Source organism: Stenotrophomonas sp. STK16_22 (assembly GCF_051984505.1).
Lineage (GTDB): Bacteria > Pseudomonadota > Gammaproteobacteria > Xanthomonadales > Xanthomonadaceae > Stenotrophomonas > Stenotrophomonas maltophilia_A.
The window spans coordinates 4104691-4124078 of record NZ_CP196972.1 but is presented as its reverse complement, the minus strand read 5'-3'; the positions used below and the strand labels follow the sequence as shown (position 1 = coordinate 4124078).

The 19388-nt window shown below is 65.4% G+C and carries 20 protein-coding genes; 11 read left to right on the top strand and 9 right to left on the bottom strand.

Annotated elements, in window-relative coordinates; translation table 11 throughout:
- Nucleotides 1–404: 404 nt before the first annotated feature.
- Nucleotides 405–1223, bottom strand: coding sequence for a hypothetical protein (locus ACSYAO_RS19075; RefSeq protein ID WP_010481314.1), 819 nt, complete (start codon nt 1221–1223; stop codon nt 405–407).
- A gap of 459 nt (nt 1224–1682) precedes the next feature.
- Here ACSYAO_RS19075 and ACSYAO_RS19070 point away from each other — a divergent pair, with 459 nt between their 5' ends.
- From ACSYAO_RS19070 to ACSYAO_RS19030, 9 genes are all read left to right on the top strand, one after another.
- A complete protein-coding gene (locus ACSYAO_RS19070; protein WP_006394654.1) occupies nt 1683–2048 on the top strand; it encodes a hypothetical protein in 366 nt (121 codons plus the stop codon).
- Nucleotides 2049–2079: 31 nt separating this feature from the next.
- Nucleotides 2080–2880 (top strand): F0F1 ATP synthase subunit A, encoded by an 801-nt coding sequence (gene atpB, locus ACSYAO_RS19065; RefSeq protein WP_010481316.1) that lies wholly within the window; start codon nt 2080–2082, stop codon nt 2878–2880.
- A gap of 73 nt (nt 2881–2953) precedes the next feature.
- The gene (atpE, locus tag ACSYAO_RS19060) at nt 2954–3259 is read left to right on the top strand and encodes a F0F1 ATP synthase subunit C (protein ID WP_005411133.1); all 306 of its coding nucleotides are present in this window, start codon (nt 2954–2956) and stop codon (nt 3257–3259) included.
- 106 nt (nt 3260–3365) lie between these two features.
- Nucleotides 3366–3836: a F0F1 ATP synthase subunit B gene (locus tag ACSYAO_RS19055; RefSeq protein WP_005419512.1), complete on the top strand. Its 471-nt coding sequence runs from the start codon at nt 3366–3368 to the stop codon at nt 3834–3836.
- Nucleotides 3837–3838: 2 nt separating this feature from the next.
- The gene (locus tag ACSYAO_RS19050) at nt 3839–4366 is read left to right on the top strand and encodes a F0F1 ATP synthase subunit delta (RefSeq protein WP_005411131.1); all 528 of its coding nucleotides are present in this window, start codon (nt 3839–3841) and stop codon (nt 4364–4366) included.
- A gap of 44 nt (nt 4367–4410) precedes the next feature.
- Complete coding sequence (gene atpA, locus ACSYAO_RS19045; RefSeq protein WP_005411130.1) at nt 4411–5958, top strand: F0F1 ATP synthase subunit alpha; 1548 nt, start codon at nt 4411–4413, stop codon at nt 5956–5958.
- A gap of 97 nt (nt 5959–6055) precedes the next feature.
- On the top strand, nt 6056–6919 hold the full coding sequence (gene atpG / locus ACSYAO_RS19040) for a F0F1 ATP synthase subunit gamma (protein ID WP_005411129.1): 864 nt from the start codon (nt 6056–6058) through the stop codon (nt 6917–6919).
- A 37-nt stretch (nt 6920–6956) separates the two neighbouring features.
- Entirely contained in the window at nt 6957–8363 is a 1407-nt protein-coding gene (gene atpD / locus ACSYAO_RS19035; protein ID WP_005411128.1) for a F0F1 ATP synthase subunit beta, read from the top strand.
- 113 nt (nt 8364–8476) lie between these two features.
- Nucleotides 8477–8899 carry a F0F1 ATP synthase subunit epsilon gene (locus ACSYAO_RS19030; protein WP_005419509.1) on the top strand — a complete coding sequence of 141 codons (423 nt, stop codon included), beginning with the start codon at nt 8477–8479 and terminating at the stop codon, nt 8897–8899.
- A 187-nt stretch (nt 8900–9086) separates the two neighbouring features.
- On the opposite strand, the gene ACSYAO_RS19025 is transcribed toward ACSYAO_RS19030, so the two are convergent.
- A complete protein-coding gene (locus ACSYAO_RS19025; protein WP_049460896.1) occupies nt 9087–9470 on the bottom strand; it encodes a GtrA family protein in 384 nt (127 codons plus the stop codon).
- 83 nt (nt 9471–9553) lie between these two features.
- Here ACSYAO_RS19025 and glmU point away from each other — a divergent pair, with 83 nt between their 5' ends.
- Nucleotides 9554–10921 carry a bifunctional UDP-N-acetylglucosamine diphosphorylase/glucosamine-1-phosphate N-acetyltransferase GlmU gene (gene glmU / locus ACSYAO_RS19020; protein WP_049460871.1) on the top strand — a complete coding sequence of 456 codons (1368 nt, stop codon included), beginning with the start codon at nt 9554–9556 and terminating at the stop codon, nt 10919–10921.
- Nucleotides 10890–11423, top strand: a complete 534-nt coding sequence (locus tag ACSYAO_RS19015; protein ID WP_149908690.1) for a GNAT family N-acetyltransferase — start codon at nt 10890–10892, stop codon at nt 11421–11423. The genes glmU and ACSYAO_RS19015 overlap by 32 nt, the downstream gene beginning before the upstream one ends.
- Nucleotides 11424–11470: 47 nt before the next feature.
- Here ACSYAO_RS19015 and ACSYAO_RS19010 read toward each other — a convergent pair whose 3' ends face one another.
- The 7 genes from ACSYAO_RS19010 to ACSYAO_RS18980 all read right to left on the bottom strand — a co-directional run bounded on the left by ACSYAO_RS19010 (nt 11471) and on the right by ACSYAO_RS18980 (nt 19269).
- Nucleotides 11471–12823 carry a sensor histidine kinase gene (locus tag ACSYAO_RS19010; RefSeq protein WP_049399192.1) on the bottom strand — a complete coding sequence of 451 codons (1353 nt, stop codon included), beginning with the start codon at nt 12821–12823 and terminating at the stop codon, nt 11471–11473.
- Nucleotides 12820–14166: a sigma-54-dependent transcriptional regulator gene (locus ACSYAO_RS19005; RefSeq protein ID WP_032129058.1), complete on the bottom strand. Its 1347-nt coding sequence runs from the start codon at nt 14164–14166 to the stop codon at nt 12820–12822. Before ACSYAO_RS19005 ends, ACSYAO_RS19010 begins: the two co-directional genes overlap by 4 nt.
- A gap of 123 nt (nt 14167–14289) precedes the next feature.
- The gene (locus tag ACSYAO_RS19000) at nt 14290–14667 is read right to left on the bottom strand and encodes a PDZ domain-containing protein (RefSeq protein WP_177179520.1); all 378 of its coding nucleotides are present in this window, start codon (nt 14665–14667) and stop codon (nt 14290–14292) included.
- Nucleotides 14668–14683: 16 nt separating this feature from the next.
- Nucleotides 14684–15901, bottom strand: a complete 1218-nt coding sequence (locus ACSYAO_RS18995) for an ABC transporter permease (RefSeq protein WP_049399196.1) — start codon at nt 15899–15901, stop codon at nt 14684–14686.
- 20 nt (nt 15902–15921) lie between these two features.
- Nucleotides 15922–17220, bottom strand: a complete 1299-nt coding sequence (locus tag ACSYAO_RS18990; protein WP_049460876.1) for an ABC transporter permease — start codon at nt 17218–17220, stop codon at nt 15922–15924.
- Between the two features lie 10 nt (nt 17221–17230).
- On the bottom strand, nt 17231–17956 hold the full coding sequence (locus ACSYAO_RS18985; RefSeq protein WP_032129038.1) for an ABC transporter ATP-binding protein: 726 nt from the start codon (nt 17954–17956) through the stop codon (nt 17231–17233).
- A 35-nt stretch (nt 17957–17991) separates the two neighbouring features.
- A complete protein-coding gene (locus ACSYAO_RS18980; RefSeq protein WP_049399200.1) occupies nt 17992–19269 on the bottom strand; it encodes an efflux RND transporter periplasmic adaptor subunit in 1278 nt (425 codons plus the stop codon).
- Nucleotides 19270–19388 lie beyond the last annotated feature (119 nt).

Genomic DNA, 19388 nt, shown 5'->3' with positions numbered 1-19388 from the left:
TGGGGTTTTTTGTTTCTCCGCTCCGGATTTTTGCGAGCGGTGGGGCCGCTGCGCGGGTGGCAGGCGTTTGGACAAATGTCCCCCGTCGTCCGCCTGCGGCGGTCGCCTCCTCCTTTGCTTTGTCCAAACGCCTGCCACCCGCGCAGCGGCTCGGCTTGCGGATAGTCGAGAGCCACAGCTTGGCCCGCCTGGATGCCTGACACGCGGGGGAAGAGGGACTTGCGTGCGAAGTAAAGGAGGAGGTGACGGCCGCAGGCCGGTGCCGGGGGACATTCGCACGCAAGCCCCTCTTCCCCCAGCGCTCGACCAACCTGCTTCTCTGCTCGACGATGCAAAGAAAAAGCGCGGCCCCGATGTTCCGGAGGCCGCGCCAGGAGAGAGAGTGTCGTGGAAGGGGCGTGGGATCAGAACACGAAGCTGACGCCGGCCACCGGGCCCTTGAATTCCTGCTTCAGGCCGATGGTGCCGTCGCTGCCCTTCTTGTCCGCGTCGAGCTTGAACCAGTCGTAGCCAGCGAACACACCGAAGTTCTTCGTGAAGCGGTAATCCACGATGGCGTTGGCGCGGCTCAGGTCGCCCTTGTAGTCATCGAAGCTGCCCCAGCGCGTGTTGAGATACTGGCCCTGCAGCGTGATCATCCACTTTTCCGACGGGGTGAAGCTCAGGCGCGCACCGACCACCGGCGCCACGCCGTCGGTCTTCTCATTGAGGAACTGGCCTTCGTAGACAGTGCCCAGATCGGCGTAGGCCTTGGTGCTGACCTTGGCGTACTCGGCACCCAGCTGCAGGCCGAGGTCGAAGGTATCGGTGTCCACCACCGAGTAGTCATAGACCAGGCTGGCGACCTGGTACTTCAGTTCACCCTTGACGAAGCTGCCGGACGGCACGTTGACGTCACCGAAGGAGATGTCCTGGCCAAGGGTCTCGCGGCGGTCCTTGTCGTACTTGAAGTAGTTGAACAGCAGGCGCTGGCGGTTGCTGATGCGGAACATGCCGTCAATGCGCGGTTCCCACTCCTTGCCACCCAGCTTGAAGTCCTCGGAGAAGCCGATGTCCTGGCCGGCGACGTTGGTCTTGCCGCGAAGGGTGTTGTCCGAGTCGATGTTCATCGCACCCAGGCGCAGGGCGAAGCGGTCGTCGCCTTCAGCGGCGTGGGCGGCAGTGGCGAACGAAGCGCCAGCGGCGAGCAGGGAGAGGGCGAGCAGGGTGGGTACGGGGCGCATCGAAGAGTCCTTGCAGTGGTTCATCAGAATGAAGACCACTGTGCCGGACAGGCCCGTCCACCATCCGTGAACGTATGGTCCACGAAGTGTGCACGGTTCAGCGCTGTCGCGACGATGCAAAAAGATGGCCCCGGAGCCGGGCTTCGGGGCCATCGTGGGACCTGCGGGGCGGAGCGTCGACGAGGTTGCTGCAGGCAGGTCGAAAGATCGGACCGGCGCATTCGGTGAAAGTTCCGCGGCCTGCGACCAAAGTTCAATACTGCGCTGCAACATCATACGGACGTCATTGTCCCCTGGGTGGCACGCAAAAATGTAACCGTTACCGCAACTTGCGGCCTCCCGGGATGAACAGGGAGCGGTTGTCTCGCAAATTGTCCCATTGCTATAATTTGGCGGCTCGATGAGGCCCCCCTGCTGTAGTCGCCTCAGCCCTCCACTTGCAACCACGCGGGACGTCCTGTGCTGAACTCCGTTGATGCGGGTCGGCGACTGATGCTGCGCGCCGCGGTCTACCCGCTGGCCGCAGTGGCTGTCCTGGCCCTGGCCTTCCTGCTGGTAGGTCCGAAATATGCCCTCGGCGCGCTGGCGTCCGGTGTGGCCATTTCGGCCGGTGGCTGGGTGGCGGCACGGATGGCCCTGGGCGGTGGGGCACTGGCCGCAGGTTCGGCGATGGCTCGCCTGATCATTGCGATCGTGGCCAAGTGGGTGGTGGTTTTCGGCGTCCTGCTGGTGGGGTTTCTGGTCTTCAAGCTGCCTGCATTGGCGCTGTTGGCCGGTATCGCCGTCGGCTTGATGTTCCAGGTCCTGGCGATGGCCAGGCGTTGACAGAATTCAATTAACTGAAGGTTCCGGACACATGGCGGGCGAGGCTCTAACCCCTACCAGCTACATCCAGCATCACCTGCACAACCTGACCGCGCCGGTCGGCAAGGGTGAGGGTATGTTCTGGCATATCCACGTCGATACCTTCCTCACCGCTGTCCTGATGGGCCTGGTGATCGTTGTCGCGTTCTGGCTGGGCACCCGCAAGGCCACCGCCGGCGTGCCGGGCAAGTGGCAGGCCTTCGTCGAGATCTGCCTGGAGTTCGTCGACCGCCAGGCCAAGGACACCTACCACGGCAAGAGCAAGCTGGTCACGCCGATCGCCATCACGATCTTCTTCTGGATCCTGTTGATGAATCTGCTGAAGATGATCCCGGCCGATTTCATCGCCAAGCCGCTGGAATGGGTGGGCGTGCACTACTGGAAGCCGGTCCCGACCGCTGACGTCAATGCCACCCTGGGCATGGCCATCAGCGTGTTCTTCCTGATGCTGTTCTTCGCGCTCAAGTCCAAGGGCCTGGGCGGCTTCATCAAGGAATTCCTGACGGCGCCGTTCGGCAAGTGGATGATGCCGTTCAACCTGATCCTCAACATCGTCGAGTGGCTGAGCAAGCCGATCTCGCTGGCGATGCGACTGTTCGGCAACATGTTCGGCGGCGAAATCGTGTTCCTGCTGATCTGGGTGCTGGGTGGTGCCGGTTTCTTCGGTGCCATTGCCGGTGGTGTGTTCGGCCTCGGCTGGATGCTGTTCCACCTGCTGGTGATCCCGCTGCAGGCCTTCATCTTCATGATGCTGTCGATCGTGTACCTGAGCCTGTCGGAAGACGCTCACTGAGTTTCAAGCTTCAACGCGTTTCAACCTTCATCCGTTTCATCACCCTTAGCAACTTAAGTTCCTGGAGATAACCATGTACTTCGCCGTCCTGACCAACTTCGCGCAGATTCAGAGCTCCACCGCCCTTGCCGTCGGCATCATGATCGGCCTGGCCGCGCTGGGCGCCGGTCTGGGTCTGGCCATCATGGCTGGTAAGTTCCTGGAGTCGGCCGCCCGCCAGCCGGAACTGATCCCGGTCCTGCAGGTCCGCATGTTCATCACCGCCGGCCTGATCGACGCCGCGTTCATCATCTCGGTCGCCGTTGGCCTGCTGCTGGCCTTCGCCAACCCGCTGTCGGCTGCCTTCGCTGGCGCCGTCACCAAGGCTCTGGCCGGCTGATACAGCGGTTTGAGACGACCGGGTGCTGATGCACCCGGTTTCGGATGAAGGCCGGATGTGCCGCTACGGCGGCGCGTCCACCCCGAAACCAGCGATCGAGCTAACCATGAATATCAATTTCACCCTTCTTGCGCAGGCGCTGGCCTTCGCTGGTCTGATCTGGATCATCGCGACCAAGATCTGGCCGCCGCTGATGAACGCGATCGAAGAGCGCCAGCAGAAGATTGCTGAAGGCCTCGCTGCTGCCGACCGCAGCCAGAAAGATCTGGCCCAGGCGCAGGAGAAGGTCAACGAAGCGCTGAAGGAAGCACGCACCAAGGCCAACGAGATCATCGATCAGGCTCACGCGCGTGCCAACCAGATCGTTGATGCTGCCCGTAACGAAGCGATCACCGAAGCCACCCGTCAGAAGGAACTGGCCCAGGCTGAAATCGACGCCGCCGCCAACCGTGCCCGTGAAGATCTGCGCAAGCAGGTGTCCGCGCTGGCCGTGACCGGTGCCGAAAAGCTGCTCAAGCGCGAAATCGACGCCAACGCCCACAAGGCGCTGCTCGACGAGCTGGCCTCGGAGATCTAAGGATGAGCCAGGCCCTCACGCTTGCCCGCCCGTACGCCCGCGCCGCGTTCGCGACCGCGCGCGACGAAGGCGCGTTCGCGCCGTGGTCGGACGCCCTGGCGTTCTCCGCCCACGTCGCCGCCGACCCGCGCGTGGCGGCCCTGCTCGCCAACCCGGAGCTGGGTCGTGACGACGCCGTCGCCCTGCTGGCGCCGGTGTCCCACGGCGAGACCTACTCGCGCTTCCTGGCCATCCTGGCCGAATCGCATCGTCTGCCGCTGCTGCCGGAGATTTCCGGCATGTTCGACGCCCTGCGCGCCGAAGCCGAGCACGTGGTCAAGGCCACCGTCACCTCGGCCGCCGAACTGTCGGCCGGTGAGCTGGACGCGATCAAGGTCGCGCTGCGCAAGCGCTTCAACCGCGAGGTCGACGTGACCACCGCGGTCGATGCCTCGCTGATCGGCGGCGCCGTGATCGACGCCGGCGACGTGGTCATCGATGGTTCGCTGAAGGGCAAGCTGGCCCGTCTGCAGACCGCGCTCGCTAACTGAATTCATTTAACGTCCGGCCCCGCTGCCGGCACTAGGACTTGACGATGGCAACCACGCTCAACCCCTCCGAAATCAGCGAACTGATCAAGAACCGCATCGAGAAGGTCAAGCTGGCCGCGGAATCGCGCAACGAAGGCACCGTGACCAGCGTGTCCGACGGCATCGTGCGCATCTTCGGTCTGGCCGACGTGATGCAGGGCGAAATGATCGAACTGCCGAACAACACCTTCGCCCTCGCCCTGAACCTGGAGCGCGACTCGGTCGGCGCCGTGGTGCTGGGTGACTACGAGCACCTGCGCGAAGGCGACGTCGCCAAGACCACCGGCCGCATCCTGGAAGTGCCGGTCGGTCCGGAACTGCTGGGCCGCGTCGTGAACGCGCTGGGCGAGCCGATCGACGGCAAGGGCCCGCTGGGCACCGACCTGACCGCTCCGGTGGAGCGCGTTGCGCCGGGCGTGATCTGGCGCAAGTCGGTCGACCAGCCGGTGCAGACCGGCTACAAGTCGGTCGACTCGATGATCCCGATCGGCCGTGGCCAGCGCGAGCTGATCATCGGTGACCGCCAGACCGGCAAGACCGCGATGGCGATCGATGCGGTGATCAACCAGAAGGGCACCGGCATCAAGTGCGTGTACGTTGCGATCGGCCAGAAGGCTTCGACCATCGCCAACATCGTGCGCAAGCTGGAAGAGAACGGCGCGCTGGCCCACACCATCGTGGTGGCCGCGACTGCTTCCGAATCGGCTGCCATGCAGTACATCAGCGCCTACTCGGGCTGCACCATGGGTGAGTACTTCATGGACCGCGGCGAAGACGCGCTGATCGTGTACGACGATCTGTCCAAGCAGGCCGTCGCCTACCGCCAGATCTCGCTGCTGCTGAAGCGCCCGCCGGGCCGTGAAGCCTACCCGGGTGACGTGTTCTACCTGCACTCCCGTCTGCTCGAGCGCGCTGCCCGCGTGTCCGAGGAATACGTCGAAAAGTTCACCGAAGGCAAGGTCACCGGCAAGACCGGTTCGCTGACCGCGCTGCCGATCATCGAAACCCAGGCCGGCGACGTGTCCGCCTTCGTTCCGACCAACGTGATCTCGATCACCGACGGCCAGATCTTCCTGGAAACCGACCTGTTCAACGCCGGCATCCGCCCGGCCGTGAACGCCGGTATCTCGGTGTCGCGCGTCGGTGGCTCGGCCCAGACCAAGATCATCAAGAAGCTGTCGGGCGGCATCCGTATCTCGCTGGCCCAGTACCGCGAGCTGGCTGCGTTCGCGCAGTTCGCCTCGGACCTGGACGAAGCCACCCGCAAGCAGCTGGAGCGTGGCCAGCGCGTCACCGAGCTGATGAAGCAGAAGCAGTACGCGCCGATGTCGATCGCCAACCAGGCGCTGTCGATCTACGCCGTCAACGAGGGTTACCTCGACGACGTGCCGGTCAACAAGCTGCTGGCGTTCGAAGAAGGCCTGCACGCCCACTTCGCCAACACCCAGGGCGAGCTGGTCAGCAAGGTCAACGCCACCGGCGGTTGGGACAACGACATCGAAGGTGCCTTCAAGAAGGGCATCGCCGAGTTCAAGACCACCGGCAGCTGGTAATCGCGGTCCTGTAGAGCGGAGCCGCTGGCTCCGCTGGACCAGATGACAAACGGTTGAACAACGCGGGGCAGCAGCCCCGCGCCACGGGAAACAAGAGATGGCAAGCGGACGCGAAATCAAAACCAAGATCAAGAGCGTGCAGAACACCCGCAAGGTGACGCGCGCCCTGGAAATGGTCTCGGCCTCCAAGATCCGCAAGGCGCAGGATCGGATGAAGACCTCGCGTCCGTACGCGCAGGCGATGAAGCAGGTGATCGGTCACCTGGCCCAGGCCAGCACCGACTACCAGCATCCGTTCCTGGTCGAGCGTGAGCAGGTCAAGCGGGTCGGCTTCATCGTGATCTCCTCCGATCGCGGCCTGGCCGGCGGCCTGAACAACAACCTGTTCCGCAAGATGCTGGGCGAAGCCAAGGCATGGCAGGACAAGGGTGCGGAAGTGGACTTGGTGACCATCGGCCAGAAGGCTTCGACCTTCTTCCGCCGCGTGAAGGTCAACATGGTCGGCAGCGTGACCCACATCGGCGACGTGCCGAAGCTGGAATCGCTGATCGGTGTGATCAAGGTCATGCTCGACGCCTTCACCGAAGGCAAGATCGACCGCGTGTACCTGGTCTACAACCGCTTCGTGAACACCATGGTGCAGAAGGCCAGCTTCGATCAGCTGCTGCCGCTGCCGCCGGCTGAGAAGCAGGTCGCTCACCACGACTGGGATTACCTGTACGAACCCGATGCCGCGACCGTGCTCGAGCACGTGATGACGCGTTACATCGAGTCGCTGGTGTACCAGGCACTGCTGGAAAACGTCGCCTCCGAGCATGCGGCACGCATGGTTGCGATGAAGGCGGCGAGCGACAACGCCAACAAGCTGATCGGCACCCTGCAGCTCGTCTACAACAAGGCGCGCCAGGCAGCGATCACCCAGGAAATCTCCGAAATCGTCGGCGGCGCGGCAGCAGTCTGACCGCGTTCGTTCAAAGCACACATTAGAGGATGCAGCAATGAGTCAGGGCAAGATCGTTCAGATCATCGGCGCGGTCGTCGACGTCGAATTCCCGCGTGAATCGGTGCCGAAGGTGTACGACGCACTGAAGGTGGAAAACACCGAGATCACCCTCGAAGTCCAGCAGCAGCTGGGCGACGGCGTGGTGCGTACCATCGCCCTCGGTTCCACCGACGGCCTGAAGCGCAACCTGGTTGCCGTCAACACCGGCCGTGGCATCTCGGTGCCGGTCGGCGCTGGCACCCTGGGCCGCATCATGGACGTGCTCGGCCGTCCGATCGACGAAGCCGGCCCGGTGGCCGCCAGCGACAGCTGGGAAATCCACCGTGCGGCCCCGTCGTACGAAGACCAGTCCCCGGCCACCGAACTGCTGGAAACCGGCATCAAGGTCATCGACCTGATGTGCCCGTTCGCCAAGGGCGGCAAGGTCGGCCTGTTCGGCGGCGCCGGCGTCGGCAAGACCGTCAACATGATGGAGCTGATCAACAACATCGCCAAGGCGCACAGCGGACTGTCCGTGTTCGCCGGCGTGGGTGAGCGTACCCGTGAGGGCAACGACTTCTACCACGAAATGAAGGACTCCAACGTCCTCGACAAGGTGGCGATGGTGTACGGCCAGATGAACGAGCCGCCGGGCAACCGTCTGCGCGTCGCCCTGACCGGCCTGACCATGGCCGAGTACTTCCGCGACGAGAAGGACGAAAACGGCAAGGGCAAGGACGTCCTGCTGTTCGTCGACAACATCTACCGTTACACCCTGGCCGGTACCGAAGTGTCGGCACTGCTGGGCCGTATGCCGTCCGCCGTGGGTTACCAGCCGACCCTGGCCGAGGAAATGGGCGTCCTGCAGGAGCGCATCACCTCGACCAAGAACGGTTCGATCACCTCGATCCAGGCCGTCTACGTTCCCGCGGACGACCTGACCGACCCGTCGCCGGCGACCACCTTCGCCCACCTGGACTCGACCGTCACCCTGTCGCGTTCGATCGCCTCGCTGGGTATCTACCCGGCCGTCGATCCGCTGGATTCCACCAGCCGCCAGATGGACCCGCTGGTCATCGGCCACGAGCACTACGACACCGCCCAGCGCGTCCAGCAGACCCTGCAGAAGTACAAGGAACTGAAGGACATCATCGCGATCCTGGGCATGGACGAGCTGTCCGAAGAGGACAAGCAGGCCGTGTCGCGCGCCCGTAAGATTGAGCGCTTCTTCAGCCAGCCGTTCCACGTGGCCGAAGTGTTCACCGGTTCGCCGGGCAAGTACGTGCCGCTGAAGGACACCATCCGTGGCTTCAAGGCCATCGTCGATGGCGAGTACGACCACCTGCCGGAGCAGGCGTTCTACATGGTCGGCGGCATCGAAGAAGCGGTCGAGAAGGCCAAGAAGATGGCCGAGAAGGCCTGATCCGGGACGGGCGGGAGCGATCCTGCCCGACCTGACGCCGGCGCCGGGCAACCGCCCGCGCCGGTGGACTCCCACGGTGGCATTGCGCCGCCGCGAACAGCGAAGAGATTTGCATGAGCACGATCCGTTGCGACATCGTCAGCGCCGAGCAGGAAATCTTCCGTGGCGAAGCGACCCTGGTCGTGGCCACCGGTGAGCTGGGCGAACTGGGCATCGCGCCCAAGCACGCGCCGCTGATCACCCGCCTGAAGCCGGGCAAGGTGGTGGTGACCACGCCGAACGGCGAGCAGCTGGATTTCGCCATTTCCGGCGGCATCCTGGAAGTGCAGCCGCAGGTGGTGACCGTGCTGGCCGACACCGCGATCCGCGCGCAGGACATCGACGAAGCCTCTGTCCGCAAGGCCAAGGAAGAAGCCGAGCGCATCCTGGCCAACCGCGGCGAGGCGATGGAAGTGGCTGAAGCCCAGCAGAAGCTGGCCGAAGCCGTCGTCCAGCTGCAGGCGCTGGAGCGCCTGCGCAAGAACCTCAAGCACTGAGGTTTCTCGCGCTGCATCCACGAGAACGCCGGCCCTGTGCCGGCGTTTTTGTTTGTGCGGGGTAGAGTGTCGGCTGGGTAGAGTCGACTATCGCGCGCAGCGCGGGATTTCCGCATTCTGATGGAAGAGCAGTCGACCAACAGTCGACTCTACCGATCCCGATCCCGATCCCGATCCCAGCGCCGTATCAGCGGTAGACCACGCAGCGCATCAGCAGGAAGGAAACGCACGCCAGCCCGCCTTCCACCAGCGGCTTGGCCAGCCAGGTGTACTGCAGGCCCAGCGCGTGGTCGACCAGGCTCACCAGCAACGTGCTTGTCGCGGTCAGCAGCAGCCACAGCCCGAAGAAGCGTGAAAATCGACGCCAGCCAAGGCGCGCATCACCTGCATTGGCAAAGGTGTAACGGCCGTTGAGCCAGAAGCCCAGCAGCATCCCGGCCAGGCGACCGGCAATGTTGGCAGGCACCACCGGCAGGCCCAGCGCGGTCGCGGTGACGAACACCAGCCAGTCGAGCAGCAGCTGCACGAGCCCGATGATGAGATAGGTGCTTCCCTGGCGGACGAGGCCCATCAGTGCGGTGAAGGAGGTGGGATGCACATGTTAACGGCCCACGCTCTAGAATCATCGGCAACGAACCACGGACTGCCGTTTCCATGACCCAACCCCTGCACGTCATCATCCTCGCCGCTGGCGCGGGCAAGCGCATGAAGTCGGTGCTGCCGAAGGTGCTGCAGCCGATCGCCGGCCAGCCGATGCTGGCACACGTGATCGCGGCCGCCCGCGAACTGGAACCGGCGGCGATCCACGTGGTCTACGGCCATGGTGGTGAAGCGGTGCGCCAGTACTTCGCCGACCAGCCCGACCTGCAATGGGCTGAACAGGCACGGCAGCTGGGCACCGGCCATGCGGTGGCCCAGGCGATGCCGCAGGTGCCTGACGCCGCGCAGGTGCTGGTGCTGTACGGCGACGTGCCGCTGATCCGCGCGCAGACCCTGCGCGACCTGCTGGCGCAGCCGGGTCGCCTGGCGGTGCTGGTCGCCGATGTCGATGACCCGACCGGTTACGGCCGCGTGCTGCGCGATGCCGAAGGCAAGGTGGGCTCCATTGTCGAGCAGAAGGACGCTACCGATGACCAGCTGCGTGTGCGCACGATCAACACCGGCATCATTGCCGCCGAGTCGACCGCGCTGCGGCGCTGGCTGTCGCAGTTGTCCAACAGCAACGCGCAGGGCGAGTACTACCTGACCGACGTGTTCGCCTTTGCCGCGCACGAGTACACCCCGGCCGAAATGGCACTGGTGGCCGACGCGCAGGAAGCCGAAGGGGCAAACGATCCCTGGCAGCTTTCGCAGCTGGAGCGTGCCTGGCAGCGCCGCGCGGTACGGGCCCTGTGCGCGCAGGGCGCGCGCGTACGCGATCCGGCACGTCTCGATATCCGTGGCACTGTCACCGTGGGCAGTGACGTGCTGATCGATGTCGATGTCGTTCTCGAAGGCAATATCGTGCTGGGCGATGGCGTGACCATCGGTCCATTCAACCGCCTGAAGGACGTTGCTCTCGGTCCGGGCACCGAAGTACGTGCGCACTGTGATCTGGAAGGCGTGGTCACCGAAGGCGCAGCACTGGTCGGTCCGTTCGCGCGCCTGCGCCCGGGTACCGTGCTGGCCGATGGCGTGCACGTCGGCAACTTCGTCGAGACCAAGAAGGTCACCCTCGGTGTTGGCAGCAAGGCCAACCATCTGACCTACCTGGGCGATGCGGTGATCGGCAGCAGGGTAAACATCGGTGCCGGCACCATCACCTGCAACTACGACGGCGTGAACAAGTCGACCACCACCATCGGCGACAACGCCTTCATTGGCTCCAACAGTTCGCTGGTAGCACCGGTGACCATTGGCGACAGTGCGACGATTGCCGCCGGTTCGGTCATCACCCGCGACGCCCCGGATGGCAAGCTGACACTGGCACGTGCACGACAGGAAACCATCGATGGCTGGAAGCGCCCGCTCAAGAAGTCCTGAGCCACGCATCCCGCATGCCGACGAACTCGGCATGCTGCCGGCAATTGAACAACGTGCCGGTGAACTGCTGAAGGGTCACCAGGCCTACCCGGTGTTTGCCGGGCATGGTCTGGACCTGCCGACGCTGCAGGATGGCCTTCAACGTGGCCAGTTGTGGGTGGTGGATGCGGCTGACGGTGGTATCGCGGGTTACCTGCTGGCCGGTGAACTCTGCGGTGAATTCCATGTGCTGCAGATGGACGTGGATCCCGCACACGCGCGGCGTGGCCACGGCCGCGCTTTGCTGCGCCATTCCTTGGCGCAGGCGAGGGCGGGAGGCTACGCGGCCGCGGTGCTGACCACGCTGTCCGATGTGCCGTGGAATGCGGCCTTCTATGCCAGCGAAGGATTCAACGTAGTGCCCGAGGCGCAGTGGAACGATGGCCTGCGCGCGGCGATGGCCGAAGAGGCTGCGCTCGGGTTCCCGATGCACCTGCGGGTGGCGATGCGGCAGGTTTGGTAGGTGCCGACCTTGGTCGACACATCCGCGCATGGCGTGGACCTACCCGCTCAACCCACCGGCAACAGGATCGACACGCACAACCCGCCATCGCCGCGATTCTGCAGTGATACCCGGCCGCCATGCGCTTCCACGATCTCGCGGGTCAAGGCCAAGCCCAGCCCGGTGCCATTGCGCTTGGTCGAATAGAACGGCATCAGCGCATTCTGCAGCACCTGCTCGTTCATGCCCTTGCCGCGATCCAGTACGTCCAGGCGCAGCCACTGCGGCAGCCGCGTGAGTTGCACCTGTACGTCGTCGTTGGGCGGTTCTGCTTCGGCGCAGGCTTCGTGCGCGTTCTTCAACAGGTTCAGCAGTGCCTGCCCGAACTGGGCGATGTCGATGCGGCTGCTCAGTTCCTCGTCCGGCTCACGTTCCATGCCGAATGGGATCTGCTGGCGCAGGCTGGACAGGAAGGGGGCCCAGTGCACGGTCTGCAACTGCGGTTGCGGCAGCTTGGCAAAGCGCGCATAGCCACGGATGAAGCCTTCCAGGTGGCGTGCGCGATCCTCGATGGTGGTGAAGATCTCCGGCAGCCGGTCAAAGCGCTCACGCTGCACCAGCACACCGCCGGAATGGGCGAGCGATGCGATCGGCGCCAGCGAGTTGTTGAGCTCGTGGCTGATCACCCGGATCACCTTCTTCCAGGTCTGCACTTCCTGGCGCCGCAGCTCGGCGGTCAGCAGACGCACCAGCAGCAGGTCATGCGGTCGGCCGTTGAGCTGGAAGGCGCGCCGCGACAGGTGGTAGACCTGCTCGTCGTCCTCGTCGCCATCCTCTCCCTCGGCATGCACCGCGAACAGGCTGTCGCCACCGCGGGCGATGGCATCGCGCAGCTCCACCGGCACCTGTTCCAGCACGTCCTCCAGGCGCTGGCCTTCCAGCTTCCAGCCGCCATGCAGCAGCTTGCGCGCAGCCAGATTGGAGAACACCACGCGGGCGATGCCATCACCGCCCGAGGCGATCAGCAGCATCGCCACCGGCGTGTTCTGCACCATCGTGTCCAGCAGAAGTTCGCGTTGCACCAGGCCCTGCCGCTGTGCACGCAGCACATCGCCCAGTTCGCGGTGTGCCTGCACCAGGTCGCCGAGCTCGTCATTGCCGGGCCAGTGCACGCCGAAGTTGTATTCGCCGTCGCGATAGCTGCTGGTGGTGCCCGCCAGGGCCCGCATCAGTGACCGCACCGGGGCGGTAGCGCGACGCAGGGTCCACCACATCAGCGACAGCAGGATCAACGCCGACACCGTGGTCACCACCCAGCCATGGTCCATCCAGTAGGCCAGCAGCCACGGCAACGCGGCGGCCAGCGCCAGCACCGGCAGCAGGCGCAGGAACAGGCGGAAAGTGAACGAGCGCCGTTTCATTCGCGCGGGATACCGTGGCGGTCCATGCGCCGGTACAGCGCCTGGCGGCTCAGGCCGAGTTCGGCGGCGGCCTGGGCGATGACGCCATGGTTGCGCGCCAGTACCTCCTCGATGCGCGCGCGGTCGGGGTCATTGCCCGCACTGGGGGCCGGGCGCGGAGCGGCGGCTGCGCGCGGCAGGTTGAGATCGGCCACTTCGATGCGGTTGCCGGTGGCCAGCAGTTCGGCGCGCTGGATCACGTTGCGCAGTTCGCGCACGTTGCCTGGCCACGGGTGCCGCTGCAGGGCGGCGGTGGCGGCGCTGGACAGGGGCTTGCCAGCTGTCAGGAAGCGCTCGGCCAGCGGCACGATGTCGCCCGGGCGATCGGCCAGCGGTGGCAGCACCAGTTCCACCGTGTTGAGGCGGTAATAGAGGTCTTCGCGGAAGGTGCCGTCGCGGATCATCGCCGGCAGGTCGGCATTGGTCGCGCTGACCACGCGGACCTTGACCTGGCGTTCGCGGTTGGAGCCCAGGCGCTCGAAGCGGCCGGTTTCCAGCACACGCAGCAGCTTCATCTGCCCGCCCAGCGACAGGTTGCCGATCTCATCCAGGAACAGGGTGCCACCATCGGCGGCCTCGAACTTGCCTTCGCGCGCCTTGTTGGCGCCGGTATACGCACCGGCCTCGGCACCGAACAGTTCGGCCTCGATCAGTTCCGAAGGCAGCGCGCCACAGTTGACCGCCACGAATGGACCCTTGGCCACCAGGGAATTGGCCTGGATGATCTGCGCGATCTTCTCCTTGCCGGCACCGTTCGCGCCGGTGATCAGTACCGGCAGTTCCGAGCGTGCGACCTGGCAGGCGAGAGCGATGACGCGCTCGCTGGCGGGGTCGGCGAAGACCGCGCCGCACAGGTCGTACTTCTCTTCCAGCGCATTGCGCTGGCGCAGTTCACGGCTGCGGCGCCGGTCCAGTTCGCGGCGCGCCTCGGACAGTTCCAGCAGGTTGTTGACCGTGGTCATCAGCTTGCGGTCGTCCCAGGGCTTGGCCAGGTAGTCGGCCGCACCGGCCTTGACCAGATCCACCGCGCTGCTGAGGTGGGTCCAGGCCGTCAGCAGGATCACCGGCAGATCGGGATGGCGCGCGCGGATCTGCGCGAACAGGGCCTCGCCTTCTTCGCCGGAGGTGGTGTCCTCGCTGAAGTTCATGTCCTGGATCACCAGGTCGACCGGCTGCGACTCCAGCAGGGCCAGCCCTTCGGACGGGCTCTGCGCCTGCAGGGTGTCGATGTCGTGCAGGGAGAACAGCACGTCCAGCGCGGTACCCACGCTGGCGTTGTCGTCGATGATCAGGATCGCAGGCATCAAGCGGTTCTGCAGAAAGGGATGGGCGGCGCCGTTGGAGCCGTTCGTGTCCACGCACCGGGAGAGCCCGGCGCCACCCATCAAGCATAGCCAAACCCGTGGCTGTGCAGGAGCGGCCCTCGCTCAGCGCCGGGGAGGCACCGGGGGCCGTGGCGGCGCGGGTGGCGGCGGCACCTCCAGCGCCTGGCGCCAGGCTGCGGCGTCGACCGCCACCGTCAGTTCGCGCTTGTCGCGGCGCAGCAACAGATAGGCGGTGGCTGCGTTGGAATGACGCAGGGCCTCGGCAAGGTGTTCGACCCGGCGCACCGCCGTGTCGTCCACGCGCAGGATGCGATCGCCACTGCGCACGCCGAAGCGCATTTCCGGGCTGGCGGCCTCCACGCGCACCTGGCCCTCCGTTGAGCGCAAGGACAACCGCGCGGCATCCTGGCGCCACTCCAGTGTCTGCGCACTGCCACCGCCGGCCAGCGCCGGCAATGGCAGGAGCAGCATCAGGCACATCGCGCGGGCACGCATCTCACGCGCCCCGCGTGGCGACCGCAGGCGGCACCGCTGCCGCACGCCGCGCCGGCCCGAACACGGCGATCTGGCCCAGCACCCACAGCAGCAGTGCACCCAGCGGCAGGTAGTACAGCGGCATGCGCGGCAGCTCGTACAGGTTCATCAGCGCCAGGTTGATGGCGTAGGCCGCCAGCATGCCCAGCACGATGCCCAGCGTGGCCAGCAGGAAGTTCTCGGTCTGGAAGTAGCGCAGGATCTGCCCGCGGGTCGCGCCCAGCGCACGGCGGATGCCGATCTGCTTGCTGCGCTGCTGCACCCAGAAGCTGGCCAGGCCGATGATGCCCAGCGCGGTGACCACCAGCAGCGAGATGCTGACGGTGATCAGCAGGCCGACCATCGCGCGGTCGTTCTTGAAGAAGTCCTTGCGCTGGTCTTCATAGGTCAGCTTGTCGCGCATCAGCCGGTTGGGGTCGTTGCGTTCCAGCGCGGCGGCACCGGCATCGAGTACTTCCTTGCGGCGTTCCGGCGAAGTGCGCAGCACATACGTGCCACCTTCGTCGAAGGTGCGCCGCATGGGCAGCAGCATCGAGTTGGTCCAGTTGTCATTCCAGCCGTTGGGCGTGCTGAGCGTGTCGACGATGCCGACCACATGCAGCGGCTGCTTGCCCATGTAGTAGGTCTTGCCCAGCGCACTGCCATTGGGTTCCATCTTGGCGGCGGTGGCCTGGGTGAGGATGACCGGGATCGCGTTCTCCTTTGCGCCGCCCTTGCTGGCGTCTTCGAAGTTCTGGTACTCGTCGGGCAGGAAATCGCGGCCTGCGATCAGGTTGATGCCCATCGTGGCCAGCCCGTTCTCGGACAGGGTGTACATCGAGGCGTTGGTGGTCGGCCGTTCCTGGTCGATCACACGCGAAATGCTGCTGCTGGAGGAGCCGTTGCGGAAGGGGACCTGGTTGATGATGGTGACGTTGCTGACGCCGGGAATCGCGCGCAGCGATGCCAGGTCCTCGCGGGTGCGGGCCATGGCGTCGGTCTGCTTGCCGATGCCGCTGACGCGCAGCATGACCAGTTCGCTCTCGGCGATGCCGCTGGGCATGCTGATCTTCTCCACGCGCTGGCTGACCAGGAACAGCGCGTTGCAGACGATGGCGCAGGTCAGTGCGACTTCCAGCACGATCAGGGCAGCGGCGGTCTTGTGCCGGCGCAGCGTGCTGAGGATGGGGCGGATGTCCATGGGAGTCCTCGTTCGGGTGCTTACTGCGACTTGAGCTGGATGGCCGGGGTGACCTGCATGGCGCGCCAGGCGGGCAGGAACCCGGCGGCAAGACTGGCGAGCAGGGTCAGGCCCAGCGCGAGCAGCAGCATGTTGCCGTCCAGGTGGGCCAGCTTTGCGTATTCCACCGGTTGCTGGCGCACCGCGAACAGGCCAAGCAGGGCCAGGCCGATACCCAGCACGCCACCGACCACGCCGACCGCACCGGCTTCCACCAGGCACTGCAGGAAGATCTGGCGACGGCTGGCACCGAGGGCGCGGCGCACGCCGATCTCACCACTGCGGCGCAGGAACTTGGCCAGCAGCAGGCCCACCGTGTTGACCAGGCAGACACCCAGGAAGCCCAGCGCCAGCCACAGCTGCAGGCGCACATCGCTGGGGACTGCGCCATTGAAGTCCAGCCATTCCATCACGGTGCGCAGGCGCACGTTCGGCGGATGTTTGAAGCGGCCGGCCTCGCGCTGCTGGGTCGAATAGTTCTCCAGGTAGCGGCGGTAGTCGGCGGCCTTGGCCGGGTCCATCTCCACCCAGTACTGCAGCCACGCGCACGGTGCGTTGAGCGAGTAGCTGTTGCCATCGGGATTCTCGCCGAAGCAGTTCATGTTGCCGTTGTTGCCCAGCTTCAGGTCGAAGGAGGTGGAGATCGGCAGCAGCAGGTCCTCGTTTTTGCCGTAGCTGCCCGTGGTCAGGTCGTAGAAGTGCGGCTCCGGACTCCATTCCTTCATCACGCCGACGATGCGGTAGCTCTGCCCTTCCATGCGCAGGTCGCGGCCCACGCTGTTGGCGCCCTGGTACAGCTTGTCATTGAGCGCCTTGGAGATGACCACCACGCGTGCACGGCCTTCATCGTCCTCGCGCGTCCAGGGGCGGCCGTACTGCATGGGCACCTCGAACATCGGGAAGAAGTCGGCCGAGGTCCAGCGGGTGTCGATGCTGAAGGGCTTGAGAGTGCTGTTGTCCGGTTCGATGGTACCGCCGCCGCCGCTCATCAGTGCCTGGCGCTCGCCTTTGGCCTCGCGCAGCAGGGCTTCACCGTCGAAGCGGGTCAGCTGGGTTTCCGGTTCCTCGCCAGCGACATAGGCGCCGGTCGCGGCATCAAGCTGCACATAGAACAGGCGGTCACTCTTGCCGGGGATCGGGTCACCGGACAGCACATGGAACACCGTCAGCGTGGTCATCGAGGCGCCGATGCCTAGCGCGATAGCAATCACCATCAACGCGGTCAGTACCTTGTTGCGGCGGAAGCTGCGCACCGCCAATCGGGCGTAGTAGGCGAACATGGTCGGGCCCTCACTCGTTGACGGCGACGATGTGGCGCGGCGGGGTGGCCAGCACCGGCTCGCGCACCAGGTCGGTCACCTGGCCATCGACGATGTGCACGTTGCGCTGCGCGCGCGCGGCCAGTTCCGGATCGTGGGTGACCATCACGATGGTGGTGCCGGCAGCGTTGATCTCCTCCAGCAGTTCCATCACGCCGCGGGCCATCTGTGTGTCCAGGTTGCCGGTCGGTTCGTCGGCCAGCAGCAGGCGCGGGCTGCCGGCCAGCGCACGCGCGATGGCCGCGCGCTGCTGCTGGCCACCCGACAGTTCATTCGGATAATGCTTCATGCGCGAGCCGAGGCCGACCTGGCTCAGCGCCTTCTCGATACGTTCGCGGCGCTCGTTGGCGCTCATCTTCCGATAGCGCAGCGGCACGTCGACGTTGTCGAACAGGTTCAGGTCGGGGATCAGGTTGAAGCCCTGGAAGATGAAACCGATCTTCTGGTTGCGCAGGCGGCTGCGGGCATCATCGCCCAGCGTGCTCACGTCCTGGCCGTCAAGCATGTAGGTGCCGCTGGTGAAGGTTTCCAGCAGGCCGGCGATATTGAGGAAGGTGGTCTTGCCGGAGCCTGACGGGCCGGTGACGGCGACGAACTCACCTTCCTTGACCTGCAGTTCCAGCGAGCGCAGTGCGTGGGTTTCCACCTGTTCGGTGCGGAAGACCTTGGCGACCGAACGCATTTCGAGCATGTACATGGGGTGTCCTCTCTCCAGGATTCAGGTATCAGGTATCAGTTGACGGAGACGCGTTCGGCGTCCTTGAACAGGTCGCTGCCAGAGACCACGATGCGGTCGCCCGGCTGCACACCCGACTTGATTTCCACTTCGCCCAGGCTGCTGACGCCCAGTTCCACCGGACGCCGCACTGCGGTGCGGCCATCCATCACGTAGGCGATGCCGTTGCCCTGTTCGACGAACGGGCCGCGCTCGACCTTCAGCACGTCCTTGCGGGTGTCGAGCAGCACGCGCACCGACATCCGCTGGCTCTGGCGCAGGCCTTCCGGCTGCGCGCTGGCGAAGCGCACGCGGGCGTTGACCTCGCCGTTGACCACTTCCGGCGACACCGCACTGATCTCGCCCGGGAACGGCTTGCCGTTGCCGCCGGTCAGCTGCGCCGGCATGCCGATCGCCAGGTCGCGAGCGAAGCTCTCCGGCACCTTGATCTCGACCTCGAACTTGGACAGGTCGACCACGCCCAGCACGGGCGCATTGGCGGCCAGGTTGGTGGACTGGACGGCCTGCACCTGGCCGACCTGGCCGTCGAACGGTGCGCGCAGGGTCAGCGCGTCCACCTGGCGCTGCACCTCGGCCACCACCGCCTTCTGGCGGTCGGCCAGCAGGCGCTTGTTGCGGGCGTCCAGGTCCGCGCCCTGGCTCTGCAGGCGGGCATCGGTGGTGGCGTTGGCCAGGGTGATATCGGCCTTCTTCAGCGAGTCCTTGGCCTTGGCCAGATCGATCTGCGGTACTGCACCGCCGTCGTAACCGCGCTGGTAGCGCTGCAGGTCGCGGTCGGCGGCCTGGCGCTCGATGGTGGCCTGGTCGGTTTCCTTGCGCGACTTGGCGCGGGCCAGGGTGGCGTCCAGCGCGGCGCGGCTGGCCTCGGCTTCCAGGCCGGCCAGGGTGGCCTGCTCCTGGGCCAGCTTGCTGCGCAGTTCCGGGCTGTCGATGACCGCCAGCTCCTGGTCCTTCTTGACCACGTCACCGGCAACGACTTTCAGGTCCACGGTACCGGCCGAGATGGCGTACAGGATCGGGCTGTTGGCGGCGATCACGCGGCCGTCGGCGGCGATGTCGCGGACCAGGTCACCGCGCTTCACTTCGGCGATGCGCACGCGGCTGCTGTCGTAGGAGCGGCTGGCGTTGGACCAGGCGTACACGGCCCAGCCGATGCCGGCCAGCAGCGCGATGGCGCCCAGTGCCGGCCAGCGGTAACGCTGCCAGTTGGCTCGGGTGGTGCCGGCCGGGGCGGAGGAAACGATCTGGTCCTGTGCGGAGGTGTCGCGGATCATCGGGTGCGTGCCTGACGGTGGTAGTGGGTACCAAGCACGTAGCGTGCCAACTTTATTTCCTTGTGGGTCAATGGGTTGGGAGGCACCCTGAAGTGTCCGGGTGTCCGCGGACACCTTTC